The organism is Collinsella aerofaciens (assembly GCF_902501475.1).
GTDB lineage: Bacteria > Actinomycetota > Coriobacteriia > Coriobacteriales > Coriobacteriaceae > Collinsella > Collinsella aerofaciens_AL.
Genome location: NZ_CABWIF010000005.1, coordinates 1 through 24,511 on the forward strand (window position 1 = coordinate 1; position 24,511 = coordinate 24,511).

The 24,511-nt window shown below is 61.3% G+C and carries 23 protein-coding genes and 1 tRNA gene; 22 read left to right on the forward strand and 2 right to left on the reverse strand.

Annotation, left to right across the window (positions count from 1 at the left end):
* Positions 1–141 precede the first annotated feature (141 nt).
* Entirely contained in the window at positions 142–1,215 is a 1,074-nt protein-coding gene (locus tag GDJ93_RS01470; protein ID WP_152067489.1) for a putative endonuclease domain-containing protein, read from the reverse strand.
* Positions 1,216–1,639: 424 nt separating this feature from the next.
* Entirely contained in the window at positions 1,640–3,100 is a 1,461-nt protein-coding gene (gene pyk, locus GDJ93_RS01475) for a pyruvate kinase (protein ID WP_117770501.1), read from the reverse strand.
* 442 nt (positions 3,101–3,542) lie between these two features.
* Between pyk and GDJ93_RS01480 the strand changes: the two genes are divergently transcribed.
* From GDJ93_RS01480 to GDJ93_RS01585, 22 genes are all read left to right on the forward strand, one after another.
* Positions 3,543–6,224 carry a cation-translocating P-type ATPase gene (locus tag GDJ93_RS01480; RefSeq protein ID WP_152067490.1) on the forward strand — a complete coding sequence of 894 codons (2,682 nt, stop codon included), beginning with the start codon at positions 3,543–3,545 and terminating at the stop codon, positions 6,222–6,224.
* A 504-nt stretch (positions 6,225–6,728) separates the two neighbouring features.
* Complete coding sequence (rsgA, locus tag GDJ93_RS01485) at positions 6,729–7,682, forward strand: ribosome small subunit-dependent GTPase A (RefSeq protein WP_193221412.1); 954 nt, start codon at positions 6,729–6,731, stop codon at positions 7,680–7,682.
* Positions 7,683–7,934: 252 nt separating this feature from the next.
* The gene (gene cpaB, locus GDJ93_RS01490; RefSeq protein WP_022094089.1) at positions 7,935–8,594 is read left to right on the forward strand and encodes a Flp pilus assembly protein CpaB; all 660 of its coding nucleotides are present in this window, start codon (positions 7,935–7,937) and stop codon (positions 8,592–8,594) included.
* Complete coding sequence (locus tag GDJ93_RS01495; protein ID WP_152067491.1) at positions 8,594–10,243, forward strand: nucleotide-binding protein; 1,650 nt, start codon at positions 8,594–8,596, stop codon at positions 10,241–10,243. The genes cpaB and GDJ93_RS01495 overlap by 1 nt, the downstream gene beginning before the upstream one ends.
* Positions 10,240–11,568 (forward strand): TadA family conjugal transfer-associated ATPase, encoded by a 1,329-nt coding sequence (locus tag GDJ93_RS01500; protein WP_152067492.1) that lies wholly within the window; start codon positions 10,240–10,242, stop codon positions 11,566–11,568. The genes GDJ93_RS01495 and GDJ93_RS01500 overlap by 4 nt, the downstream gene beginning before the upstream one ends.
* Before the next feature lie 5 nt (positions 11,569–11,573).
* Positions 11,574–12,467 (forward strand): type II secretion system F family protein, encoded by an 894-nt coding sequence (locus tag GDJ93_RS01505; RefSeq protein WP_226812409.1) that lies wholly within the window; start codon positions 11,574–11,576, stop codon positions 12,465–12,467.
* Positions 12,464–13,105: a type II secretion system F family protein gene (locus tag GDJ93_RS01510; RefSeq protein ID WP_152067494.1), complete on the forward strand. Its 642-nt coding sequence runs from the start codon at positions 12,464–12,466 to the stop codon at positions 13,103–13,105. The genes GDJ93_RS01505 and GDJ93_RS01510 overlap by 4 nt, the downstream gene beginning before the upstream one ends.
* A gap of 10 nt (positions 13,106–13,115) precedes the next feature.
* Positions 13,116–13,349 carry a Flp family type IVb pilin gene (locus GDJ93_RS01515; protein WP_118288839.1) on the forward strand — a complete coding sequence of 78 codons (234 nt, stop codon included), beginning with the start codon at positions 13,116–13,118 and terminating at the stop codon, positions 13,347–13,349.
* Positions 13,313–13,876, forward strand: a complete 564-nt coding sequence (locus GDJ93_RS01520) for a hypothetical protein (RefSeq protein WP_152067495.1) — start codon at positions 13,313–13,315, stop codon at positions 13,874–13,876. The genes GDJ93_RS01515 and GDJ93_RS01520 overlap by 37 nt, the downstream gene beginning before the upstream one ends.
* A gap of 1 nt (position 13,877) precedes the next feature.
* Positions 13,878–14,096 carry a hypothetical protein gene (locus GDJ93_RS01525; RefSeq protein ID WP_152067496.1) on the forward strand — a complete coding sequence of 73 codons (219 nt, stop codon included), beginning with the start codon at positions 13,878–13,880 and terminating at the stop codon, positions 14,094–14,096.
* Positions 14,032–14,568: a TadE/TadG family type IV pilus assembly protein gene (locus GDJ93_RS01530; RefSeq protein ID WP_152067497.1), complete on the forward strand. Its 537-nt coding sequence runs from the start codon at positions 14,032–14,034 to the stop codon at positions 14,566–14,568. The genes GDJ93_RS01525 and GDJ93_RS01530 overlap by 65 nt, the downstream gene beginning before the upstream one ends.
* Positions 14,540–16,693 (forward strand): hypothetical protein, encoded by a 2,154-nt coding sequence (locus GDJ93_RS01535; RefSeq protein WP_226812410.1) that lies wholly within the window; start codon positions 14,540–14,542, stop codon positions 16,691–16,693. Before GDJ93_RS01530 ends, GDJ93_RS01535 begins: the two co-directional genes overlap by 29 nt.
* Positions 16,693–17,169, forward strand: a complete 477-nt coding sequence (locus GDJ93_RS01540; RefSeq protein ID WP_152067498.1) for a hypothetical protein — start codon at positions 16,693–16,695, stop codon at positions 17,167–17,169. The genes GDJ93_RS01535 and GDJ93_RS01540 overlap by 1 nt, the downstream gene beginning before the upstream one ends.
* Complete coding sequence (locus GDJ93_RS01545; RefSeq protein WP_226812411.1) at positions 17,166–17,525, forward strand: DUF192 domain-containing protein; 360 nt, start codon at positions 17,166–17,168, stop codon at positions 17,523–17,525. The genes GDJ93_RS01540 and GDJ93_RS01545 overlap by 4 nt, the downstream gene beginning before the upstream one ends.
* Positions 17,526–17,584: 59 nt before the next feature.
* Positions 17,585–17,848 carry a hypothetical protein gene (locus GDJ93_RS01550; RefSeq protein WP_152067500.1) on the forward strand — a complete coding sequence of 88 codons (264 nt, stop codon included), beginning with the start codon at positions 17,585–17,587 and terminating at the stop codon, positions 17,846–17,848.
* Between the two features lie 2 nt (positions 17,849–17,850).
* Positions 17,851–18,135, forward strand: coding sequence for a ribbon-helix-helix domain-containing protein (locus GDJ93_RS01555; RefSeq protein WP_099432624.1), 285 nt, complete (start codon positions 17,851–17,853; stop codon positions 18,133–18,135).
* A gap of 123 nt (positions 18,136–18,258) precedes the next feature.
* Positions 18,259–18,331, forward strand: a tRNA-Phe gene (locus GDJ93_RS01560).
* Positions 18,332–18,984: 653 nt separating this feature from the next.
* Positions 18,985–20,046 (forward strand): glycoside hydrolase family 5 protein, encoded by a 1,062-nt coding sequence (locus GDJ93_RS01565; protein WP_152067501.1) that lies wholly within the window; start codon positions 18,985–18,987, stop codon positions 20,044–20,046.
* Positions 20,047–20,052: 6 nt separating this feature from the next.
* A complete protein-coding gene (gene rsmI, locus GDJ93_RS01570) occupies positions 20,053–20,931 on the forward strand; it encodes a 16S rRNA (cytidine(1402)-2'-O)-methyltransferase (protein ID WP_152067502.1) in 879 nt (292 codons plus the stop codon).
* 69 nt (positions 20,932–21,000) lie between these two features.
* A complete protein-coding gene (gene metG / locus GDJ93_RS01575) occupies positions 21,001–22,602 on the forward strand; it encodes a methionine--tRNA ligase (protein ID WP_152067503.1) in 1,602 nt (533 codons plus the stop codon).
* A 107-nt stretch (positions 22,603–22,709) separates the two neighbouring features.
* Positions 22,710–23,570: a 16S rRNA (adenine(1518)-N(6)/adenine(1519)-N(6))-dimethyltransferase RsmA gene (rsmA, locus tag GDJ93_RS01580; protein WP_152067504.1), complete on the forward strand. Its 861-nt coding sequence runs from the start codon at positions 22,710–22,712 to the stop codon at positions 23,568–23,570.
* Positions 23,560–24,477: a TatD family hydrolase gene (locus GDJ93_RS01585; protein ID WP_152067505.1), complete on the forward strand. Its 918-nt coding sequence runs from the start codon at positions 23,560–23,562 to the stop codon at positions 24,475–24,477. The genes rsmA and GDJ93_RS01585 overlap by 11 nt, the downstream gene beginning before the upstream one ends.
* Positions 24,478–24,511 lie beyond the last annotated feature (34 nt).

Genomic DNA, 24,511 nt, shown 5'->3' on the forward strand with positions numbered 1-24,511 from the left:
CTACGCCGCCTAGTAAAAGCGCTCCGAACAGATTGGAGCCCATCGGCCGAAAGGCCTGGCGTTAGCATGTCGCGATTCAATCTCGAAAACGGCATTGCCCAGTTGACAAAACTATAGGAACACCCCCCTGATCGCTAGCTGCTAGCCGGCCGGCTTGACGGTGAACAGCTCATCCCAATTGACCAACAGCTCCCGTCGCAGGGCTTCTTCGGTGGTGCGTTCCTGACTGGTCTTTGGGATGTAGGGGAGCCCCGCCTTTTTATGGATGAGCTCAGCTATGTGGTCGAAGCTCTTCTTCTCCTTGATCTGGTCATAGGTAATTTGGATGACGTCGTAGCCCATGCTTGTGAGTGCGGTGGCGCGCTCGGCATCGGAGAGGCTTGCGGCTTCGCTGTCATGGGCGGAGCGGCCTTGGCATTCCAAGATGACGCCCATGCTGTCGGTGGCGCTTTCGATGAGGATATCGGCGTAGCAGCAGGTTTTGTCATACAGCGAACGTGCGGCTTCACTGAGCGGGATGCGCGCGTTGTTGGCGATCTCGATGCCCTGGCCGCCCTCGTCGCGGGGGAGCGAGATAAGCATGGAGGTCTGTACTTCGAAGGGTGAGGCGGCCTGCCCCGTCATGTGCACGGCCGCCCAGCGCAGTTGTTTGACGCCGCGCAGGCCTGCGGCTTGCTTGGCGAACGCGGCGATATCCGTTGTGGTAAGAAGCGGCGTGCGCTTCCACAAGTTGGTGTCATTGCCCTTGGTGTCGTTAACTCGCTCCCAGCCGCAGTTGGGTGGAATGAACTTAAGCGAAATAGCTTCATCGAGTTGTTGTTGCGTTCGCTCGCAGGGCTTAAACACTGCAAAGGAGCCGCACATCTCGTAGCACGCCATGAGTAACTGGTTGCGTGAGACCTGCGTGGCAAGGCTGAGCAGCGTGAACTCCGGTGACGTGACATCAAACCCATGTTCAGTCTGCCTAAACGACCCCGGAGGTGGTTCTTGGGTCAGGAGGTGCGATTTAAACAGGCTTCGCGACCCGGATTGTGCCCGAGTGAATACAAGCCTGTGAAGTGGTGCGTGAAGCAGGTCTTTTACAACTGCATGACTTCCGAGGCCACAACATCTGCGATCCATATTGCCAAGGCTAATGGCGGGGTAAAGGCCTAATACCTGCGGCGGGATGCGGTAGTAGTTAAAGGCGGATTGCCCACAAAGCGTCAGGTCCATAATGCCCTCCTGGCCGAAATCATCTCTTTGAAGCGAGTGATGCCAGCGTCAATCCGGAAGTATGCGGCAAAATCTGAACCCTATGAGCGGACCTGGCTTTTGAGGCTAGTTTATCAGGCATTTTGTTGCGAAAAAAACAGGGTGTGCTCGGAGGTTCCAGAATTTGCCGCATACTTCCGAAAACCAGGTCGATTTGGTTCTTGCTAAAACGATTTATCAGCCCTGTGTGAGGTGTGGGTTTGCCACCGGGCGAACACTTTTAGCGCTTGGGGCTTTATTTTTTGGGCCTCGAAGGGTGGATTTCGCGCTTTTGGTAAAGAAATGAGTGCGTGTTTTGCCGTGCGGCGGCATTGGCACAGAAAAAGGGCCCGGAAGGCGAAGCCTTCCGGGCCCTTTGCAATGCAAGTATGCTTGCAAGTGCGTTTTAGCGCACCTGAGCGACGTATGCGACGTTGGTCGAGGAGACCTTGTCCTCGAGCTGGACGCTCATGCGGGGATCGCCGGCGGTAGCGACGGTCAGATCGCCGGCCTCGACGTAGCCGAGCTCCTTAGCGGTCTCGATCGCCTTGACGATCGTGCCGTTGACGGTGCCCTGGGTAATCTCGGCCTGATGCGGGATAACGCCCCAGTACATGATCATCTGCTGGACGGCCCACTCGTGGCGGGAGAACGCGCAGATCGGCATGTTGGGACGGAAGTGCGAAATCAGGCGAGCGGTACGACCGGTGGTCGTCGGCACGGTGATGCACTTGGCGCCAACGGTGGTGGCCATGTTCACAGCGGACATACCCACAACGTTGTTGACGACGCGGGTGCCGTGAGCGTCAGCCGGAACCTCGAGCGGAGCGTGAGCCGGGAGGTACTTCTCGGTCTCGAGAGCAATGCTGGCCTGCATCTTAACGGCCTCGACCGGGTACTTACCGGCAGCGGACTCGCCAGAGAGCATAACGGCGTCGGTGCCGTCGTAAATGGCGTTAGCAACGTCGGCAACCTCGGCGCGCGTCGGGCGCGGGTTCTGCTGCATGGAGTCGAGCATCTGCGTAGCGGTGATAACGGGCTTGTAGGCTGCGTTGCACTTAGCGATGATTTCCTTCTGGATGTGCGGAACGAGCTCGGGCTTGATCTCGATGCCCAGGTCGCCACGGGCGACCATGATGCCGTCGGAAGCCTCGAGAATCTCGTCGAAGTTCTCGACGCCCAGGGCGCACTCGATCTTCGGGAAGATCGTCACGTGCTCGCCACCGTTCTCGCGGCAAAGCTTGCGGATGCCGCGGACGGACTCGCCGTCACGGATGAAGGAAGCGGCGATGTAGTCGATGTTCTCGGTCAGGCCAAAGAGGATGTCCTGACGATCGCGCTCGGTGATGGCGGGCAGAGAGATGTTGACGTTGGGCATGTTGACGCCCTTGCGCTCGCCGATCAGGCCGTCGTTCTTAACGACGCAGGTCATGTCCTGGCCGTCGACGGACTCGACCTCGAGGGCAACCAGGCCGTCATCGATCAGGATGAGGGAGCCCTTCTCGACCTCGGAGGGCAGAGCCAGGTAGTCGAGGGAGATGTGCTCAGCGGTGCCGTGGAAATCCTCGGACGTGGGCTGAGCGGTGACGACGATCTTGTCGCCGGTCTTGACGGCAACCTTCTTGCCATCGACCAAAAGGCCGGTGCGGACCTCGGGGCCCTTGGTGTCGAGCAGGATGCCGACGGGCATGCCGAGCTCCTTGGAAATACGGCGGACGCGCTCGATGCGACCGTGGTGCTCGTCGTAGGAGCCGTGCGAGAAGTTAAAACGGGCGACGTTCATGCCCGCCTTGATCATCTCGCGGATGGTCTCGTCGCTATCGCAGGCGGGACCCATGGTGCATACAATCTTGGTGCGCTTGTACATTCAGACCTCCATCTGACATCGTCTTGCGCTGATAGATAAACCATAAGAAATAAAACTGAGATGATTATAACGAAATGCCGACCGAATACCCCAAAAAATCGACCGTATGCCGAATTAGAAGTTCATTTTTTGCGGTAAAAACGGTATATGAAAAAACTTTATCAACCGTTCTGACCGCTGCTATCTGGGCGATATTTCAGTTTGACGATGCGCCGAAGAAAAAACGTTTTATCAATGTTGAGCATCACACGGTCTGCATCGTTGCACTCGAGCCGTGTTTCCAATTGGAATGTTTTGGCTAGACGCGCCGCTTTGGGGTACCATAGCTCCACTATCAACTGCCGCTCAGCACGGCAGCCTTGATGAGCCCTTGCCCTTCTCCTGGGAATTATGATCGGGCATCAATCTGCTGAGTGGCCCGAATCCCAGGAGGGGACTCTATATGCAAAAGGAATACCTGTCCGCCGCGGCGGAGGTACTCAGCGACCAAGGTGTCGATGAGAACCTCGGCCTGAGCAACGACGAGGCGTCGTCGCGCCTCGCCAAGACAGGCCCTAACAAGCTCGAGGAAGCCGAGAAGACGCCGTTGTGGAAGCGCTTCTTTGAGCAGATGGCCGACCCCATGGTCATCATGCTGATCGTTGCCGCCGTCATCAGCGCGCTCACGGGCATGGTCAAGGGCGAGGCGGACTTTGCCGATGTCGCCATCATCATGTTCGTCGTTATCGTCAACTCGGTGCTGGGCGTGGTCCAGGAGGCTAAAAGCGAGGAGGCTCTCGAGGCCCTGCAGGAGATGAGCGCCGCGCAGTCCAAGGTTCTGCGCGACGGCAAGCTCGTGCACCTGCCGAGCGCCGAGCTCGTGCCCGGCGATGTGATCATGCTCGAGGCGGGCGACTCCGTCCCGGCCGACTGCCGCGTGCTCGAGAGCGCCACGATGAAGATCGAGGAGGCCGCCCTTACCGGCGAGTCCGTACCCGTCGAGAAGCATGCCAACGTGATCGAGCTCGCCGCCGGCACCGACGACGTGCCGCTCGGCGACCGCAAGAACATGTGCTACATGGGCTCCACCGTGGTGTACGGCCGTGGCCGCGCCGTCGTAGTCGGTACCGGCATGGATACCGAGATGGGCAAGATCGCCGGCGCCCTGGCCGAGGCCAAGGAAGAGCTCACGCCGCTGCAGGTGAAGCTTGCCGAGCTCAGCCGCATCCTCACCATCATGGTTATCGTCATCTGCGTCGTCATCTTTGGCGTTGATATCATCCGCCACGGCGTGGGCAACGTTCTTACCGACCCGACCGCCCTGCTCGATACCTTTATGGTTGCCGTCTCGCTCGCCGTCGCTGCCATCCCCGAGGGCCTGGTCGCCGTCGTGACCATCGTGCTGTCGCTTGGCGTGACCAAGATGGCCAAGCGCCAGGCAATCATCCGCAAGCTCTCTGCCGTCGAGACTCTCGGCTGCACGCAGACCATCTGCTCCGACAAGACCGGTACCCTTACCCAAAACAAGATGACCGTCGTCAAGCACGAGCTCGCCGCGCCTAAGGAGAAGTTCCTGGCCGGCATGGCTCTGTGCTCCGATGCCCAGTGGGACGAGGAGCTGGGCGAGGCCGTGGGCGAGCCGACTGAGTGCGCGCTCGTCAACGACGCCGGCAAGGCGGGCCTCACTGGCCTGACTGCCGAGCACCCGCGCGTGGGCGAGGCCCCGTTCGACTCGGGCCGCAAGATGATGTCCGTGGTCGTCGAGACCCTGGACGGCGAGTATGAGCAGTACACCAAGGGCGCGCCCGACGTGGTGATCGGCCTGTGCACCCATATCTACGAGGGCGATAAGGTTGTCCCCCTGACCGAAGAGCGTCGCGCCGAGCTCGTGGCCGCCAACAAGGCCATGGCCGACGAGGCTCTGCGCGTGCTGGCGCTGGCAAGCCGCACCTACACCGAGGTCCCGGCCGACTGCGCCCCCGCCGCGCTCGAGCACGACCTGGTCTTCTGCGGCCTGTCCGGCATGATTGACCCGGTCCGTCCCGAGGTTGCCGACGCCATCCGCGAGGCCCACGATGCCGGTATCCGCACCGTCATGATCACGGGCGACCACATCGACACCGCCGTGGCCATCGCCAAGCAGCTGGGCATCGTCGCCGACCGCAGCCAGGCTATCACCGGTGCCGACCTCGACCGCATGAGCGACGAGGAACTCGATGCACACATCGAGGATTACGGCGTGTACGCCCGCGTCCAGCCCGAGCACAAGACCCGCATCGTCGAGGCTTGGAAGTCGCGCGACCAGATCGTCGCCATGACGGGCGACGGCGTCAACGACGCCCCGTCCATCAAGCGCGCCGACATCGGCGTGGGTATGGGCATCACTGGCACCGACGTCACCAAGAACGTCGCCGACATGGTGCTCGCCGACGACAATTTCGCCACCATCATCGGTGCCTGCGAAGAGGGCCGTCGCATCTACGACAACATCCGCAAGGTCATCCAGTTCCTGCTTTCGGCTAACCTTGCCGAGGTCTTCTCGGTGTTCATCGCCACGCTCATCGGCTTTACCATCTTCCAGCCGGTGCAGCTGCTGTGGGTTAACCTGGTCACCGACTGCTTCCCCGCGCTTGCGCTGGGCATGGAGGACGCCGAGGGCGACATCATGAAGCGCAAGCCGCGCAATGCCAAGGACGGCGTCTTTGCCGGTCACATGGGCCTGGACTGCGTGGTCCAGGGCCTGATCATCACCGTGCTGGTGCTGGCGAGCTTCTTTGTGGGCGTGTACTTTGACATGGGCTACATCCACATCGCCGATATGATCGCCGGCAATGCCGACGAGGAAGGCGTGATGATGGCGTTCATCACGCTCAACATGGTCGAGATCTTCCACTGCTTCAATATGCGCAGCCGTCGTGCGTCGCTGTTTAGCATGAAGAAGCAGAACAAGTGGCTGTGGGCTTCGGCCGCGCTGGCGCTGGTGCTGACGGTGATCGTAACCGTGCAGCCGACGCTTGCCGAGATGTTCTTTGGCCCCGTGACGCTTGAGCTCAAGGGCGTTCTTGCCGCGCTGGGCCTGGCCTTCCTGATCATCCCGCTGATGGAGATCTACAAGGCGATCATGCGCGCTGTGGAGAAGGAGTAACGTTCTCGTCCGGGCCCGCTCCACGCCCTTTCTCCCTCACTGGTCCTCGCGCTTCGCGCTGCGGGATCGTTCGGGAGAAAGGGCTTCCGGGGCGGGCCCTGCGGTATCCTTGCTGGCTTTTCTCCCGCGCGGATGATAAAGGGCTGACAGAAAGTTTGTGAGCCGATCGAGCGTTTGCTCGACCGGCTCTTTTTGATTTAGGGCTTTGCCCGGCCAGCTCTTTTTGATTTAAAATACCTGCTCAGTTGTGATTTATGGTGCTGGGAGGCGCTTGTGGGCAAGGCTAAGGCTAAAGCGAAGAAAAAGACGACGGGGGCGCGGGCTAAGCGCGATCGTCGTCGGAAGCTTGCGACCGAGGCCTCCGCATCTGCCGAGGAGCTGCTGGCAAACGTGCCGGGACTCGACGCGCTGCAGGATGTTCCGGCGTTCGATGACCTGCCGGTCGATGAAGCTCAGCAGGCGGCATTTGACGACTTTTGCGCACATGCCGAGGAGCCCGAGCAGATGCAGCTTGGCGCCGTTGTGCGCTTGGATCGCGGGTTTCCGCTGGTGGCGACTGCCGACGATACCTTTCGTGCCGAGCATGCCGTGGGGTTTGCCAAGTCGCGCGGCGAGGACGAGGTGCTGCTGCCCGCCGTGGGCGACCGTGTGGCGGTGCGCCGCGCTCCCGGGCACGATATGGGCGTGATTGAGTGCGTTCTGCCGCGCCGTACGAGCTTTGAGCGTTGGCGCGGCCGTGCCCGTGGAGAGCGCCAGGTGCTCTGCTCCAACGTGGATAGCGTGCTAATCGTGCAGGCGCTCGGTGCCGGTGAGGTGCTGCTCGACCGCGTGGCGCGCTCGCTGGTGTTGGCGCTCGACTGCGATGCCGAACCGGTGGTGGTGCTTACCAAAGCTGACCGCTGCGATGCCGAGGAGCTCGAGCGCGATCTGGACCGCGTGCGCCGCCTGGTGGGTCCGGACGTGCGCGTGATCGTGACGTCCTCTGCCGAGGGGCGCGGCCTGGACGAGGTTCGTTCCTGCGTGCCTGCCGGGAGCTGCGCCATGATTCTGGGCGAGTCGGGTGCCGGCAAGTCGACGCTGCTCAATGCGCTGCTGGGCCACGATACGTTGGCGACTGGCGGTGTGCGCGAACGCGACGACCAGGGCCGTCACACTACCGTTGCGCGCGTGATGGTGGCACTGCCGGGCGACGCCGGCGTGATCGCCGATGCCCCGGGCCTGCGCAGCCTACCGCTCGTGGGTCACGAGCGGGGTCTGGCGCGCGCCTTCCCCGAGATTGTCGAGGCATCGCGCGCGTGCCGATTTGGCGATTGCACGCATACCCATGAGCCGGGTTGCGCCGTTCGCGAGGCCGAGGACGCCGGGCAGATCGACAGCCTGCGTCTGGAAACGTTCCAAAACCTGGCGTCATCCATGCGCGTGAGCGCCCAAATGCTCGATCCCGATGTCCATCTGTAATTGATTTTTCCTATGACAGCCGTCTCCCAACTGTTCGGGAGACGGCTTTTTTGCTGCGGGAAAGCCTCGAAGCATGCAGTTTGCTGACGTGCTGACCAAAACCTTGCCACGAGCTTGACGGGCTGGTCAGCTTTTGGTCAGCGATTGGTTTGACATCGAAAACCAAGATCGCGATTGCGCCGCTTTGTACTCTGACCGCCCAGACAATGGTGGTACGGGCATTCGCCCGGCACTGCCATGAGAGGAGCGGCCGTGAACAAGAGCAAGCGCATCGCCATCAGTCTGGTCGCGGGCGTGCTCGCTGCTCTGCTCTGCATGGTTTACGGCTCGTCGATTCGCTCGCAAGCCGAACAGGTTCAGGCTGAGACCTTGGCCAAGTACGGTGGCGATCGCGTCGAGGTATGCGTCGCGGCGCGCGATATCGATGTGGGCGAGACCCTCGATGAGACCAATGTCATAACCCAGGAATGGCTGACGAGCCTGTTGCCGCGTGACGCGGCGACCGAGCTGCGCCAGGTGCGCGGCGACGTGACGACTTCGCGTATTCCCAAAAACGCCGTGATCTGCAATGTCTACACCAAGGCCGAGAGTCACAAGCTCGAGGTGCCTAAGGGCAAGGTCGCCGTTTCGGTGGCGGTCGATGCCGAGCACTCGGTCGGCGGTGCTACGGGCGTGGGCAGCTACGTGGATGTATATGTGCAAAAAGACGGCGTAACCGATCGGCTGTGCGGTGCGTACGTGATCGATACCAGTGAGGATTCCGGTGCCACGCGCGAGGGCAAGATCGAATGGGTGACGCTGGCGGCTGACCCCGAAGACGTCAAGGAACTGCTGGGAGCCTCGGGCAAGGGAACGGTCAGCTTGACGATTCCCGCCACGGCGCGCGGCAAAAAGAGCGGAGGCGACGAGTGATGAAGGCGATCTGGCTTGCGTGCTGCGCGTGCGGCGATTACGGGCTGTTGCAGCGGGAAGTCGAGGGCCGTGATACGGGTGCACAGGTGCTTCGCGTGGGTGACCTGGACGGGCTGGTTTCCATGGCGCGGGCGTTTCCGTCGCGCCGCGGAGCTGCCATCATCGCGGCGTCTCTGTTCGATACCGAAGACGTGCGCAAGACTGTTGCGCGCCTGACGGCCGAAGGCCGCGTGAGTCGCGTGGTCGTGTTGATAGAAGCACTCGATCCGTCGGATATCGAGGGGCTGTTTCGCGCAGGGGCGACCGAGGTCATCGCTGCGCACAGTATATGCGGCAACGGGCGCGCGGGCGAGGGAGCGGTTGATTCCGATCGGCGCATGACGATTGAGCCCGATGCTTTTGTTGATAGGGAACCCGGGGCGCCTCGCGCTACAAGAGGCCCGCGTGTTGATGATTATGGAAAAGCGGAAGCCGAGCATGGTCGGCGCCCCCGGAACCCCCTTGCATACGATGGCGCTGGAGGGCCGGCGCAGCATGCTAGCGATTCCCCGGCTGTAGATATGGGATACGTGCACGGCGTGAATCTGGTGGATGAACTCGACGAAGTTGAGGGCTTTGCCGGGTGCGGCGAGTTGTCGCTGATGCAGCATGAGCAGATTGCACAGAACGAGCCTGCCTCGCAGACCGAACAAGCTGCCATGCCGGCTTGGACACAGCGTGTGGTTGCGGCGGAGGAGACGGGGACGCTGTCACCGACGCCCGCTCCGCCGCCTCCGATGCCGCCGGCAGACGCTGCCGCTCCGCAGCGTCGAGCTCCGGTCATCTGCGCCATTTCGGGTTCGGGCGGTTGCGGCAAGTCGACGATCGTTGCCACCATGGCACACACATCGTCGCTGTTGGGCTTGCGTGCCGCCGTGCTCGACCTGGACCTGATGTTTGGAAACCTTTACGACTTGTTAGGCGTCGATGCTCCGCGCGATATGGCGGCACTTATCGAGCCGTCGGCGGCGGGCGCGCTCACCGAGCCGGATATCGTAGCCGCATCGATGCGCGTGGCGCCGGGCGTTACGCTCTGGGGTCCCGTCGCGGCGCCCGAGCAAGCCGAGCTCATGGCACGTCCGGTGGAGCTACTGCTTGATGTTCTGCGTCGCGAATCCGACGTGGTCTTTATCGATACCTCGGTCTTTTGGGGCGACGCCGTGGCGGCTGCGGTGGCGGCGAGCGACCGTTGCCTGGTCGTTGGCGATGCTGCGGTGTCGTCCGCGACATCGGCGTCGCGCGTCATTGAACTGGCAAGTCGAGTAGGTGTGCCGCGCACGCGCATGAGCGCCGTGTTCAACCGGTTCGGTGCGCGCGGGGCAGACGAGGACGTCGCCATGCGCTTTGAGATTGCCTGTGCGTTGAGCTCCAAGATTCGTATTGCCGATGGCGGGCAGGATCTCGCCGCGCTCATGGCGTTTGGGCGCGCTGACGAGGCAGTGGGTCAGACGAGCGCTTTCGCGACCAGCGTGCGCGAGGCCACGCGCGAGATGCTCGTGGAACTGGGATGCGCCGTCGGCCCTTGGAGCGATATGGTCGCCGACCGTGCGACGCGTACCGAACGCCCGCGTATCCGCCTTCCCTGGTCGCGCGAGGGTGATCAGCGATGAGCCTGCAAACGAGGATTAAGGCTGCCGGCGCTGCAGCGGCGGCAGCGCCGGCAGATGCGGGGCGTCGCCGCGCGGTGAAACGACGCACCAAGCGCGCCGTGATGGACCGCATGGGTTACGACGAAGTGGCGCGTATCAGCGCCTATGTCGACCCGGTACTTGCCCGCTCGGAATTGCGTCCCGCGGTGGAGGCGGCGCTCAATGTTGAGGAGCCGACCGATCTCGCGACGCCCGAGCGCGAGACCATCATCGACGAGATTTTGGATGACGTGGTGGGCTTGGGGCCGTTGCAGCCGCTCATCGAGGACGACACCGTTACCGAGATCATGATTAACGGCTGCCGCTCGGCTTTCTTTGAACGCGGCGGCGTCTTGCACCCCATCGAGCATGCGTTTGAGGATGATGAGCAGATCCGTGTGCTTATCGACCGCATCATCTCGCCACTTGGCCGCCGTATCGACGAGCGCAGCCCCATCGTCAACGCCCGCCTCAAAACGGGCTATCGCGTCAACGCGGTGATTCCGCCTGTGGCGATTGACGGACCGATTCTCACCATCCGAAAGTTCTCGGATCGCATCTGCTCGCTGGACGAGCTTGTGGGGCTGGGGTCGCTGCCGCTTTGGTATGCGCAGCTGCTGTCATGCGCGGTGTCGCTGAGACAGGACCTGGCGGTTGCGGGAGGCACGGGATCTGGTAAGACCACCCTGCTCAACGCGTTGTCATGCGAGATTTCCACCGGCGAGCGCATCGTGACGATCGAGGACTCTGCCGAGCTCAAGTTTGCGCATCATCCACACGTGGTGCCTCTAGAGGCGCGCGAGGCTTCAATTGAGGGCGAGGGCGCGGTGACGATCCGCGACCTGGTGACCAATGCCCTGCGCATGCGCCCCGACCGCATCGTGGTGGGCGAGGTGCGCGGTGCCGAGTGCTGCGACATGTTGCAGGCCATGAACACGGGCCACGACGGGTCGCTCACCACACTTCATGCGGGCTCAGAACAGGAGACCGTGGTGCGTCTGACGTTGCTTGCACGTTATGGCATCGATCTGCCGAGCGAGCTCATCGAGGAGCAGATTGCCATGGCGCTCGACGGCATCGTGATGTCCGAGCGCCACGCCGATGGCAGACGTTTCGTCTCCTCGTATTCGGGGGTGCGTCGCGCCGCGTCGGGCGGCGTAGAGCTCGAGCGCTATGTGACTTTCGATGCCGCCGAGCGCACCTGGACGCTTGACCGCGAGCCGCCGTTTATCGCAGAAGGCCTGCGGTCGGGGACGCTCACACAAGAGGAGGTGGACGAATGGAGGTCGCTGTGCCCCTCGTCGTAGGGGGTTTGGCAGGGTTTTCTGTCGCGACGGCGTGCGGGGCGGAACCTCGTGTGCCGCAGGTGCCGCCGGCGGAGCTGGCGCGTCAGGCGCTCGAGACGGTGGCAGAGAAACTGCCGCGTGAGCTGGTGGAAAACGATCTGCTGAAAAAGATCGCCCGTTCGTGGGCATCGCTGGCTCCGGCGCATCGCCTTGGCCTCGTGATCGAAGATGCTTCGGGGCGTTTGGCGTTTCTGCTGCTCTCGAGCGGTGTCTGCTGCATTTTACTAACGATGGTGTCGTTATCGCCCCTCGGATTTGCCTTGGGACTTGTTGCTCCGATTGCCGTTGGCGCCGCTCGGGATGGCTTTGAGAGCCGGCGCGAGCAACACGATGCAGAAGAGGCCATGCCCGAGGCGTTTACCGCACTTTCCATGTCGCTTGCCTCGGGACATTCGCTGGCCCAGGGCATGCGCTTTGTGGGCGCTCATGCGCAAGAACCGGTGCATACCGAGTTTTTGCGGGTGGCGGCGGCGATCGATTGCGGCATCTCGGCGACCGACGCGCTCGATGACTTGCTCGTGCGCATCGACGCCCCCGGTCTTTCGCTTGTGACCTTGGCGCTTAAGGTGTCACAGCGCACCGGCGCTCCGCTTGCCGACTTACTGTCCGAGGCGTCGAGCATGGTGGGGGAGCGCATTGAGCTCAAGCGCCGCCTGGATGTCAAGACATCGCAGGCTCGCATGTCGGCGCATATGGTCGCGGCGATGCCGGCGGGCATGTGCGCGGTGTTGGCGCTGCTTTCGGCCGATTTTCGTCGCGGTCTTGTGACGCCTGCCGGTGCGGGCGCTGTGGTGCTGGGTCTTGCCCTCAACGCCGTTGCCCTGGTGGTTATCAGGCGCATTATGCGGGTGGAGCTATGAGCGCCCCGGTTGCAGTTGCGGCTTGCCTGTGCGCCCTGAGTGTATTTGTCGCGACGGGTTTGGATCGGGCGGATGCACGCAAGATCGCAGGGGCCTGCAAGCGCGAGGCGGTGCTGGTCGCTGCCGCGGGTCGCTCGGTGGTCGATGCCCTGACCGCACGAGTGAAGGGCGCGGTTGGAGCGGGCGGCCCGGCGCGAGTGTCGCTCGGCGAAGTGTCTGAGATGATCGATGTTGTGCGCTTGGGTCTTTCGGCCGGCCTTTCGTTTGATGCGGCGCTTGAGATTTTCTGCGCCAACCGCCGGTCAGTGTTGGCTCTTCGCCTTGAGCGGGCCTGCATGGCGTGGCAGGTGGGCGTGGGTACGCGTGAGGACGAGTTGTTGGCCGCCGCGCACGACCTGGACGTGCGAGCGCTCGAGACCTTTGCCATTACGGTGGGACAGGCGCTCGCCCTGGGTGCTCCACTTGCCGAGACGCTGGCCGCTCAAAGTCGCGAGATCCGTGCGGCTCATCGCGCCGCGGTCGAGCGCGAGATTGAGCGTGCGCCCGTCAAGCTGCTGATTCCCACCGGCACGCTCATCTTGCCGGCGTTGCTTCTGTCCATATTGGGCCCGCTGCTGGGAGCAGGCGGGATGATGTAGGGAGGAATACATGAACACGATGGTCGAAGTTGCTGACAAGGCTTGGAACTGGGCTTTTTGCCGGGCGATCCGCGCTCGCCAGCATGCCAAGGAGCTGTTGCGGGAGGAGAGCGCGCAGGGTACCACCGAGTACGCCATTTTGGTGGGCGTGCTTGTGGTGATCGCGATTATTGCCATCGTTGCATTTAAAGGCAAGGTCCAGGATCTATGGAACGCTATCAGCGAGGGCATCAACAGCCTGTAGAGGGCGAGCGCCCCATCGGGGTGCTGCTGGTGTTTGCTTGCCTGACCGTGGCGATAGCGGCGGTGCTTTGGGGGCTTAACGCCGCGCGGCAGCAGCGTCCTGGGGCCGCCTTCGATTCGGGCTCAGATTCGGCGGTGGCGTCCCAAAAAGATGAGATGCGAGATGCGGACGATTCGGATGTCGATGTCACGGCGCAAACCTTTCTGCGGACGCTCGACAAGCGGTCTGGCACTGCGACGGATTCGCCTGAGGACAACGCGATTACGGTCCGGCTTGCATGGTCTGAGGACCGACCGATGACCGAGGCAGCGGCGGATATGTTGCGCGCCTACCGCGAGGTGCCAACGGCCCAGCTCGCCCTGAGCGGCTATCTCGATATTAAGGGCAACGTATGGGGCGCCATCGTGCGCGATGGACGCGGCTGGGTCGATATGGTGACGGTTGCCGCGGATACTGACGATGCTTCGTGTCGTCTGCGCGCCGTGCGCCTGGTCCCGCAAACAATAAGCTCAAAGGAGGGATCGTGAAATGCATGGCGTTCTGCGTGAGGAATCTGCCCAGGCGACGGTCGAATACGCCATCGTCACGGTGGCGCTGTTATCGATCGTGCTGGCGATTGTGGGACTTTGGCGTGCTGGCACCGATGGACGCTTGGCGGCGCTGGTTGAGCGGGCGGCATCCCATGGCGTTGCCTCGACGTCGGTTATCGACGCCGCTGCGGGCGCTAAGGACATCGCGTTGTATTGATATCGCGCGCGAGGACCGGGCGCAGTCTACGGTCGAGGCCGCTTTTTTGCTGCCGACGTTTCTGACGCTCATCCTTCTCGCACTGCAACCGGTGTGCCTGCTTTATACGCGCGCGGTCATGGAGTCTGCCGCCGCCGAGACCGCGCGGCTCATGACCACGACGACGGCGGAGGACGACGATCTTAAGGAGTTCACCCGCCGCCGGCTTGCCGCAGTGCCCAACGTTTCGATCTTTCATGCCGGCGGGCCGTTGTCGTGGGATATCGAGCTTAGCCGGGCCGATGCGGGTGGCGTCTCGTCCGTGTCCGTTTCCGGCGAGGTCAAGCCGTTGCCTGTGATCGGTGCGTTTGCGCAGGCTATGGGTGGTACCGCCGAGGGTGGCTACGTTGAGCTCAAGGTCGATGTCTCGTATCAATCACGTCCAGAATGGCTGGAGGGAGATTATGATTCGTGGATTGCTGCATGGGATTAAGCGTTTCTGGTCTAGATGCGTTTTGACGCGCCGTCCGAGCTGCCATCGCAAGCGAGGCGGCTTTATGGGCCGCGCCGGTGTTGATCTGTTTATCGAAGACGGCGCCTATACCACGCTTTCTTCTGCCGTGGTCATCCTAGTGGTGCTCACGTTGTTGTTTTCGTCGACCGCGGCGATATGGAGCATGTCGCGTGCCGGGGATACTCAGGTGGCGGCCGATAGCGGCGCGCTGGCGGGTGCCAACGTAGTGTCGTCCTATCACACGGCTGCCACGGTGGTTGATGCGAGCATCTTGAGCTTGGGCCTGGCGGGGTTTGCCACGATCGGGACGGGCCTGGTCGCCATCCTCATCCCGGGTGCCGAACCAGTTGCCGGCAATATGGTCGACACCGGGATTGAGATCATTAAAACGCGCAACAAGTTTGCCAAAAGCGCATCGGAAGGCTTACAGAAAATCGAGACGGCTCTGCCGTATCTGATCGCCGCGCGTGCCACGCAGGCGGTGTCGGCGCAGGATACCGATAGTGTGACCTATACCGGTACGGCGCTTGCCGTGCCCAGGACATCCGAGTCGGACTTCGCTGCGCTCAAAGGGTCAGAGATTTCGACCGATACCATTAAAGGCACATCAGATGATTTAGAGCGTGCGGCCGAGGAGCTGCGGAAGGCTTCTGAGGACACGGCGAAGGCTAAAGAGCGCGCTTGGCTGGCGGATTGTGGTGGGTCGGACAAGGGCTCGGTTAGCAGCTGTTCTTGCATGTGGGAGCGTGCGAAAAGTCTAACGGATCTTTCTGGTGCTCAAAATCCGCATTACGCTTCGAGCGTTACGTGGGAACCGCAAGTGGCGTTCGATCGTGCGAAGGCCTACTATCGCCAGCGCCTGGCAAATGAGAAACCGCTTGGCGAGGGTCCGGAAAAACAGGCAGATTCTGCTGCACGAAAGGTGTTCTTCGCTTATGCGAGCGAAGAAGTCGAGCGGGCATATATAACTGAAAAGGACGGCAAAGTTTCCGCCCACATCCCTTTCCTTCCGCGAAATCCAGATGAGGCGCGGACGACTGAACTCTATACCGATGCACGTTGGCCCGCGAGTGAAGTAGATAAAGTTACCTATTTGCATTATGGGACTGACTGTCCAAATTACAAAAAAGGAAAGCCGGGCGGGCTGGCATCCGTCGCAGATTTTGACGGTCACGAAACGTGTAGCGAATGCCATTTCGGTGTGTCGTCTTTAGGGTACGTTGCGATTGCAACGACTTCTGTCGAAAGGGGCTTCGAATACCACTTTGACAAGTTCAAAGACGCCCTGGAAGACTACGTTAAATGCCGCAACAAAGAACTCGAACTTGAGCGTCAGACCGAGGATGAGGCCGACCGTGCGGGCAATGCGTTTGACCAGGCCATCAAGGAGCTTTCCGGCGAGCGCCCGCGTATCGCCCCACCTGGCCGCAACGGCGTGGTCGCCTTTGCGGTTTCGGGTGCCATCTCGAGCCCCGATGAGCTCAACTCTTCGTTTAACACGGCAGTCAGGCTTGGCGATCGCGGTGCTATCTCTGCCGCGGTGCTGGCGCCCGATGAGGCGACGGCGCAAAACAACGTGCTTACGCGATTTTTCTCGACATTGAAGGAACGCTCGGGCGGCGTTGTCGGCGTACTCGATGGCGTCATGGATGTCTGGGGACGGCTGCTTGTGGGATACGGAGACATCCAAGGTTCGGCCGACGAACTTATGGACGAGATGATTAAAGGCCTAGGAGGGGGCAGCGGCGCGTTGGGCTCCATCGCATCGTGGCTCGGCGATACCGTTTCGGCGTCCGTGGCGGCGTTGGGTCTGGAGCCGTGCGACTTGCGCCTGCGAAAGCCAGTGCTGACCGATTCCGCCAACGTCATTAAGAGTCCGGGGTCTGACATTGCTGGTTTCTCTCAAGCGCAAGACAAGCTGCGAGGTATTCCGTTGGGCGTGACCGATCCCAAGGCGCTTTGCGAGGCATTGGAATATCAAGTCGAACGCACCATTAGCGGTACGGTGTTCACGCTTGCGGAGATTCCTATGCCCGGCGGCGGCTCCATTCCACTCACCGTCGATGTCGCCACGCTGGTTGGCGCTCTGGGCGGTGGGTCGTAATGAGTATCCGCATACGTCTGCGCGAGGAGCGCGCCCAAGCGACGGTGGAGATGGCAGTGGTTACGCCCGTTTTACTGGTGCTGGCACTCATCGTGTACAACGTCATGATCTTTGCCAGCGCTGTCGCGCGCTTCGACCGCGTGGTGCCCGACATCGTGTTGGCGCACGCCGTGGCGTCGGAGGGGGAGGGCGACGAAAACTCTGCCGATGCCTCGGCGACGGTTCAGACTCAAATTCTGAATGCCATGGAAGACTATGACTTGCAGATCGAAGTGTCGAGCGAGCAAGGCGCGGAGGCATCGGATGGTGGCCTGCTCTCCCTATCCGGTACGTTTAGGACCTACACCTGCACCATGCACTATGAGCCGTGGCCGACTTCTCTCAGCATCGCTGGCGTTTCGCTGGGGGCGCCGACAACGTTGTCGCACGAGCGTGCGGTGACGGTCGATCCATGGCGTCCGGGGGTGGTCATGTGACCGCGGTCTCGTCCTACATCGCCTACGCGCGGGCACTCAACAGGCTGGGTTGGACGCCGGCCGAGTTTGCGGTGGCGGAGTCGTTTGTCGTGCGCCTGCGCGGCATGCTGGGACGGCGTCCGGTTGCCGCCAACGGCCTGCCGCTCGTCATGGCGTTTCCACGCTGCTCTTCGGTCCATACGTGTTTTATGGCCTATCCCATCGACATCGCCTTCATTGATCACGATGGCAATATCCTCGCGCGCTACGAAAACGTTCGTCCTTGGCGCATGTGCTCCTGCCCCGGCGCCTGGGCGGTATTGGAACGCCCTTCAATCCTCGCTACACCTCCCGCCCTCCAACAAGTGCCGGCGTAAGAGATTGGCGACGGCGGACTTTCGTCATACGAAATTTGGTAAGATGGAGGAGAAGATGCATGGATGTTGAGATCCATCCGAACGCCAAAAAACACTTGACGGAAAAGCAGGTGCTTGGTGCCTGGTTCGCGGTTACTGAGTGCATTCGCCGCGAGTCGGAGGACGAGCCGCCGAGATGGCTTGCCATTGGATGGCTTCCAGATGGTCGAAGTGTGGAGCTTGTTGCGGTCGAACTAATTCGTGGATGGCTCATTATTCATGCCCTGTCTCCGGTTCAGAAGAAATTCTGGCAAGAGATCGAGCGAGCTCGGCAGAGGGGTTGATGATGGGCAAGACGTATACGGCCGCTAATGGTCAGGTTGTAACGGATGAAATGATTGACGCGTGGTGCGAGTCGTACGAGCGCGGAGAGTTTCCGGATGGCGAACACACCGTTGGTGGGATCGTGCGTGGACGGCCCCCGCTCTCAGGTGAGGGGACGGCAACGCTGTCGGTCAAGATTCCTCTGGGAATGAAGGAGGCCATTCGTCGACGGGCGGCTGCCGAGGGGATGACGCCAAGTGAGTTTGCCCGTGCGGCTCTGAGTGAAAAACTTCTTGCTGCCGGCTGATGCCTCTGACGTGCCGATTTATAGAACCGAGGCTGTGCTCAAAAACTTTTTTAAAATTCTCGGTTGACCGGAACGCGTCCTTGGTTATACTAATCAAGCCTTGAAACAAGGCACACCTCAAATGGCTGGGTAGCTCAGTTGGTAGAGCAGAGGACTGAAAATCCTCGTGTCAGGGGTTCGATTCCCTTCCCCGCCACCTTGAATTGACTAGGACCTCTGTAAAGGGGTCCTTTTCTTTTATGCAGCCCCCACATGGAATCGAACCCCGTGAGGGCGCGGAGCTGAGTAAACGCGTAAGCGTTTGCCAGCGCAGCTCGCAAGGCGCGTAAGCGCCGCAGCGGTCCGTCCGCGCAGCGCGCGGACGCGATTCCCTTCCCCGCCACCTTGAATTGACTAGGACCTCTGCAAAGGGGTCCTTTTCTTTTATCGAGGGCTCTGCGGAAATTGCGTCCCGGAATTTGGCTTCAGAGTGGGATGCGTTTTCCGCTTTGATGTCGCTTGGGAAAGCGCGACCCGGAATCCGGCGTCAGAATGGGACGTGCTTTCCTTTTGCGGCCTTTGGCGGAAACTGCGTCCCAGATCTCGCGCTCAGAACGGGATGCATTTTCCGATTGAGGCCTCGAACGGAAAATGCATCCCAGTCTTTTGCGAAAAACGGGATGCGCTTTCCGGCGCTTACTTCCGACGTGCGTGCACATCTCGGGCCCGCCCGCTCAGACATTCCTCTCGCTTTTGCGCCACTTTACAGACCGTTCGGTCGTCTGTCCGCACGCGCGGGTATACTCAAAACGATACTTTTCCTATGCAATACGATGCAGGCTCGGCCTGCACGATCCGAAGGGGGCAGTGATGGAGAGGATACTCGGCGTTAATCTCTCTGGCTGGTTTATTCCCGAGCCTTGGGTGACCCCGTCGCTGTACGCGGCGACCGGTGCATCCAACGCAGCCGAGCTGCAGGAGGCAATGGGCACCGCTGCCTATAACGAGCGCATGCGTCGTCATTACGAGACGTTTATGAGCGAGGATGATTTTCGCCGTATGGCGCAGATCGGTCTCAACGCCGTGCGCCTGCCGGTGCCTTGGTATGCCTTTGGCTCACAGGAGTCCGATGCGTCCTACATCTCGGTTGTCGACTACATCGACCGTGCAATTGGGTGGGCTGCCAAGTACGACATCCGCGTGCTGCTTGATCTAGCAACTGTGCCCGGTGGCCAGGGCGATTCCAACGATTCGCCCACCACGCCGGAGGCTGTCGCCGAGTGGCATTCGTCCACTAACGGCCGTCATGTCGCACTCGACGTGCTCGAGCGCTTGGCCGATCGCTACGGCGAGGCTGAGAGCTTGCTGGGTATTGAGCTGCTTGACACGCCGCAGATGAGTGTCCGCAAGAGCCTCTTCACCATGACGGATGGCATTCCTGCTCACTACCTGCGCAATTTCTATCGCGATGCCTACGAGCTCGTCCGTTCGTATATGCCCGAGGATAAGATCGTCGTCTTCTCGTCGTCGGGGCATCCCAGCGAGTGGAAGCATTTTATGCGCGGCGCTAAGTACAAGAACGTCTACATGGACCTTCACCTGTACCATTACCGCGACGAACATGCGCTCGACATTACGAGCCCCCGTGGGCTGACGACGGCGATTTCGCGCAACAAGCGCGAGCTTAAAGAGGCGATTTCGACTGGGTTCCCCGTGCTGGTGGGCGAATGGTCGGGCGCGGCGATCTTTGCCAACTCGTCGGTTACGCCCGAGGGCCGCAATGCCTACGAGCGCGTGTTTATCGCCAACCAGCTGGCTTCGTTTGCGCCGGCTGCCGGTTGGTTCTTCCAAACGTGGAAGACCGAGAAGCGCATTGCAGCATGGGACGCCCGCGCGGCGCTCGGTACGCTCGAGCGTGGCATGATTGAATAGGTTGATATGACGCAAAACAGCGCCCATACGGGCAAACTCTATGTGGTCGGCACGCCCATCGGCAACTTGGGTGATCTGTCCCCGCGCGTTGGCGAGGCCTTTGCCGCTGCCGATGCCATCTGCTGCGAAGACACGCGTGTGACGTCAAAGCTGCTGATGCACCTGGGTATTTCCAAACCGCTTGTCCGTTGCGACGAGAATGTGATCGCCAGCCGCGCCGCCGGCCTGGTCGACCGTCTGCTGGCGGGGGAGACCCTCGCCTTTGCCTCGGACGCCGGCATGCCGAGCGTGTCCGATCCCGGCCAGGCGCTGGTCGAGGCGGCGCGTGAGGCCGATGTGCCCGTCGAAGTTATTCCCGGGCCCTCTGCTTGCGTCACGGCGCTTGTTTCGTCCGGCATTTCCTGCGAGCATTTTTTCTTCGAGGGCTTTTTGGGCCGAAAGCACGGTGACCGCGTGCGCCGTTTGCAGCGCCTTGCCGTGGTGCCCGGCGCGCTCATCTTCTACGAGTCTCCACATCGCATCGTGGCGACACTCGAAGCCGCGGCCGAGGTTTTTCCCCAGCGTGAGGTTGCCGTCTGCCGCGAGCTCACCAAGTTGCACGAGGAGGTCTTGCGCGCGCCCGCTGTCCAGCTTGTCGAGGAGCTGCGTGCTCGCGGCGAGGTAAAGGGCGAGATTGCGCTGGTCATCGCGCCGCCGAGCGAGGATGAGGAGGCCGGTATCGTGCCGGTTGGCGCCGCGGCAGCGGATCCCGACGAGGCCCTGCGCGAGGATATCCGCGCCGCGCTCGAGGAGGGGGAGCCCGCCTCTGCGGTGGCCAAGCGCCTGTCTCAGAAGTATTCGCGCCGCAAGCGCGATGTCTATGCCATGGTGCTCGATATGCAATAGATGGAGGATATCCAGCCCTTGCGCTAGAATCATCCTCTGTATGCAACGTTTTTCTGGAGGACAAACCCCATGGATCAAAGCAAGCCTTCGTTCTTTATCACGACGCCCATCTACTACGTCAACGCCGATCCGCACCTAGGCACGGCTTATTCCACCATCATCGCCGACGTTCAGGCTCGCTATCGCCGTTCCGCCGGCTATAACGTCAAGTTCCTGACCGGCATGGACGAGCACGGCGAGAAGGTCGCCGAGGCCGCAGCCAAGCACAACATGACGCCGCAGGAGTGGACCGATAGCCAGGCTCCGCACTTCAAGGAGCTTTGGAGCAAGCTCGAGATCTCCAACGACGACTTCATCCGCACCACTGAGCCGCGCCAGCATCATGCCGTGCAGTACCTGTGGGAGCGCATGAAGGAGTCTGGCTACCTGTATAAGGGCAGCTACGACGGTTGGTATTGCGTGCCTGACGAGACCTACTTCACCGATACGCAGGTCCAGAAGGGCGATGAGGAGTACGGCAGCGTCGGCCAGCACCTGTGCCCCGACTGCCACCGTCCGCTCGAGCGCGTGCAGGAGGAGTCCTACTTCTTTAAGCTTTCCTCCTTCCAGGACAAGCTGCTCAAGCTCTATGACGAGCACCCCGACTTTGTCGAGCCTGCGTTCCGTATGAACGAGGTTCGCAGCTTTGTCGAGGGCGGCCTTAATGACCTTTCCGTGAGCCGTACGAGCTTTGACTGGGGCATTCAGGTCCCGTTTGACGAGGGCCACGTGACGTACGTGTGGTTCGATGCGCTGCTCAACTACATGACGGCCGTCGGCTACGGTGTCGACACCGACGAGGCACGTGCCGAGCTGGCCTATCGCTGGCCTGCGCAGTTCCACATCGTGGGTAAGGACATCATCCGCTTCCACTGCGTCATTTGGCCCGCCATGCTCATGGCCATCGGCGAGGCCCTGCCCGAGCACGTCTTTGCCCACGGCTTCCTGACCGTGCGCAATGCCGAGACTGGCAAGGCCGAGAAGATGTCCAAGAGCCGCGGCAACGCCATCGCTCCGCAGGACGTTATCGACATGCTGGGCGTCGAGGGCTATCGCTACTACTTCATGACCGACGTCGTTCCCGGCACCGACGGCGCCATCAGCTTCGATCGCATGGAGCAGGTCTACAACGCCGACCTGGCCAACAGCTGGGGCAATCTGATCTCGCGTTCGCTCAACATGAGCGGCAAGTACTTTGACGGCTGCGCGCCCGCCAAGCCCGCATCGTTCGGTGCGTTCGACAACCCGCTGGCAAAGATCGCCGATGGTCTGGTCGAGCGCTACATGGCCAAGATGGACGTGCTCGATTACGGCGGAGCCAAGGACGAGGTCATGGAGCTCATCCACGCCGCTAACCACTACATCGAGGACTCCGAGCCTTGGGCGCTTGCCAAGGACGAGGCCAAGGCCGACGAGCTGGCATTTGTGATCTACAACCTGCTCGAGGCCATCCGCATCGCCGCCCACCTGCTGATGCCGCTCATGCCCCAGACTTCTGCCGAAGCCCTGCGCCGTCTGTCCTGTGAGGACGAGGCCGCGAGCGACGACCTCAAGGGCATTTGCGCTTGGGGCCTGCTTGCCGGTGGTCAGCCCGTTGAGAAGGGCGATCCGCTGTTCCCGCGTCTGGGCTAAGACGCCGCGCGCCATATCGGCAATTTGCTGTTTAGCTGTAAGGGCATGGCCGCCACGGTCCATGCCCTTTTGTTTCAAGACGCCGCCATCATGCTAAGGAGGCAACCATGACAACTTCGCCTTTGGCAAACCCCACGGCCACCAGGGAGCTGCTGGAGGAGTTTGGCCTTGCGACCAAGCATCGCCTGGGCCAGAACTTTCTAATCGACAACCATGTGATCGAGCGCATTTGCGAGCTTTCTGAGCTTACGGGTGACGAGCGCGTGCTCGAGGTGGGTCCGGGTTGCGGTACGTTGACACTAGCATTGCTGCAGGAAGTGGCGTGCGTCACGTCGATCGAGGCGGATCCCGAGCTCGAGCCGGTGCTCGATGCTCACGCCGCCGACTACGCCAACTTCCGCTTTATCATGGGCGATGCACTCAAGGTGGGTCCGGAGCAGATTGAGCAGGCCGCCGGCGGCGATCCCACGGTATTTGTCGCGAACTTGCCCTATAACGTGGCGGCGACGATCATTTTGCAATTTTTCCAGACGATGCCGGCGCTCAAGCGTGCCGTCGTCATGGTGCAAAAGGAAGTTGCCGATCGTATTGGCGCAACGCCGGGCAACAAGACCTATGGCGGCTACACGGCAAAGCTCGGCCTGTATGCGCAGGTGACGGGTCGCTTTGAAGTGCCGCCGCGCTGCTTTATGCCGGCGCCGCACGTGGACTCGGCCGTCGTGCGTATCGACCGTGTTGACGGCGTGGTGCCCGAAGGACTCGATCGCGAATTTGTGGCCCGCGTGATTGATGCTGCATTTGCTCAGCGTCGCAAGACCATCCGCAATTCTATGAGCGCCAACGGCTTTGCCAAGGACGTGCTCGATGCCGCTTTTGAGGCTTGCGGTATCGCACCCACCACGCGCGCCGAGACGCTTGATGTTGCCGACTTTGTCCGCCTGGCCCAGGAGCTAATCCATGATGCCTAATGCCGCACGCGTGACGTTTACCAAGAAAAAGAAGACGGTTGCCTGCCCCGTGCCCTTGGCACCGCTTGCCGACACGCATGCGCATCTGCTTTCGTTTTGGGGCAAAGAAGTGCCCGAGACGCTCGTGCGCGCCAAAGCCGCGGGCGTCGACCTGTTGGTGACGATGTTCGATCCCATCGCTGACAAACGCAGCGTGGCGGACTATAGCGACTGGCTCGTGCGCGAAATTCTGCCGATGCGGGATATTCCGCAGATCAAGTATCTTGCCGGCGTGCATCCGTATGGCGCGCCGGACTATACCGACGACGTTCACGCACAGGTCGTTGCCGCACTCGATGACCCCTTATGCGCCGGTATTGGCGAAATCGGCCTGGACTACCACATGGACTATGACGACGATATCGCGCCGGCACCCCATAACGTGCAGATTGACTGCATGGCGCGCCAACTCGAGCTTGCCGTGTGCCGTAACGTGCCGGTGGAGCTGCATCTGCGCCACGAGGACACGGACTATGAGCGTACCTCGCACGTGGACGCCTACAACGTGCTTCGTGAGGTGGGCGTGCCCCAGGCCGGTTGTGTGCTGCACTGCTTTGGCGAGGACCGCGCCACGATGGAGCGCTTTGTGGAGCTGGGCTGCTATATCGCCTATGGTGGCGCGGCCACCTTTAAGCGCAACGACGACGTGCGCGAGGCATTTGCGGCAACCCCACTCGATCGAATTTTGTTCGAGACGGATTGCCCGTATATGGCTCCGGAGCCCATCCGCGGTCTTGAATGTGAGCCCGCAATGATCTCCATTACGGCAAACGCGCTGGTTAACGACCGTGTCGATCGCACAGGTGAGGACGCCGAAACAATCGCGCAGGCCGCCTGGGAAAATGCCTGCAAACTTTTTCAAAAATAGTTCTTGCGTTCGCGGTGACGCTCCGTTATTCTAA

Bases quoted from the DNA above. Each gene is read 5' to 3' on its own strand.
- pyk (WP_117770501.1), bottom strand. From the start codon at position 3,100: ATGTACAAGCGCACCAAGATTGTATGCACCATGGGTCCCGCCTGCGAT.
- rsmI (WP_152067502.1), top strand. From the start codon at position 20,053: ATGACGCAAAACAGCGCCCATACGGGCAAACTCTATGTGGTCGGCACG.
- GDJ93_RS01470 (WP_152067489.1), bottom strand. From the start codon at position 1,215: ATGGACCTGACGCTTTGTGGGCAATCCGCCTTTAACTACTACCGCATC.
- GDJ93_RS01520 (WP_152067495.1), top strand. From the start codon at position 13,313: ATGGAACGCTATCAGCGAGGGCATCAACAGCCTGTAGAGGGCGAGCGC.
- rsgA (WP_193221412.1), top strand. From the start codon at position 6,729: ATGCAGCTTGGCGCCGTTGTGCGCTTGGATCGCGGGTTTCCGCTGGTG.
- GDJ93_RS01530 (WP_152067497.1), top strand. From the start codon at position 14,032: ATGGCGTTGCCTCGACGTCGGTTATCGACGCCGCTGCGGGCGCTAAGG.
- GDJ93_RS01500 (WP_152067492.1), top strand. From the start codon at position 10,240: ATGAGCCTGCAAACGAGGATTAAGGCTGCCGGCGCTGCAGCGGCGGCA.
- GDJ93_RS01535 (WP_226812410.1), top strand. From the start codon at position 14,540: ATGATTCGTGGATTGCTGCATGGGATTAAGCGTTTCTGGTCTAGATGC.
- GDJ93_RS01555 (WP_099432624.1), top strand. From the start codon at position 17,851: ATGGGCAAGACGTATACGGCCGCTAATGGTCAGGTTGTAACGGATGAA.
- GDJ93_RS01585 (WP_152067505.1), top strand. From the start codon at position 23,560: ATGATGCCTAATGCCGCACGCGTGACGTTTACCAAGAAAAAGAAGACG.
- GDJ93_RS01525 (WP_152067496.1), top strand. From the start codon at position 13,878: ATGCATGGCGTTCTGCGTGAGGAATCTGCCCAGGCGACGGTCGAATAC.
- GDJ93_RS01540 (WP_152067498.1), top strand. From the start codon at position 16,693: ATGAGTATCCGCATACGTCTGCGCGAGGAGCGCGCCCAAGCGACGGTG.
- GDJ93_RS01515 (WP_118288839.1), top strand. From the start codon at position 13,116: ATGAACACGATGGTCGAAGTTGCTGACAAGGCTTGGAACTGGGCTTTT.
- rsmA (WP_152067504.1), top strand. From the start codon at position 22,710: ATGACAACTTCGCCTTTGGCAAACCCCACGGCCACCAGGGAGCTGCTG.
- metG (WP_152067503.1), top strand. From the start codon at position 21,001: ATGGATCAAAGCAAGCCTTCGTTCTTTATCACGACGCCCATCTACTAC.
- GDJ93_RS01550 (WP_152067500.1), top strand. From the start codon at position 17,585: ATGGATGTTGAGATCCATCCGAACGCCAAAAAACACTTGACGGAAAAG.
- GDJ93_RS01480 (WP_152067490.1), top strand. From the start codon at position 3,543: ATGCAAAAGGAATACCTGTCCGCCGCGGCGGAGGTACTCAGCGACCAA.
- GDJ93_RS01495 (WP_152067491.1), top strand. From the start codon at position 8,594: ATGAAGGCGATCTGGCTTGCGTGCTGCGCGTGCGGCGATTACGGGCTG.
- GDJ93_RS01565 (WP_152067501.1), top strand. From the start codon at position 18,985: ATGGAGAGGATACTCGGCGTTAATCTCTCTGGCTGGTTTATTCCCGAG.
- GDJ93_RS01510 (WP_152067494.1), top strand. From the start codon at position 12,464: ATGAGCGCCCCGGTTGCAGTTGCGGCTTGCCTGTGCGCCCTGAGTGTA.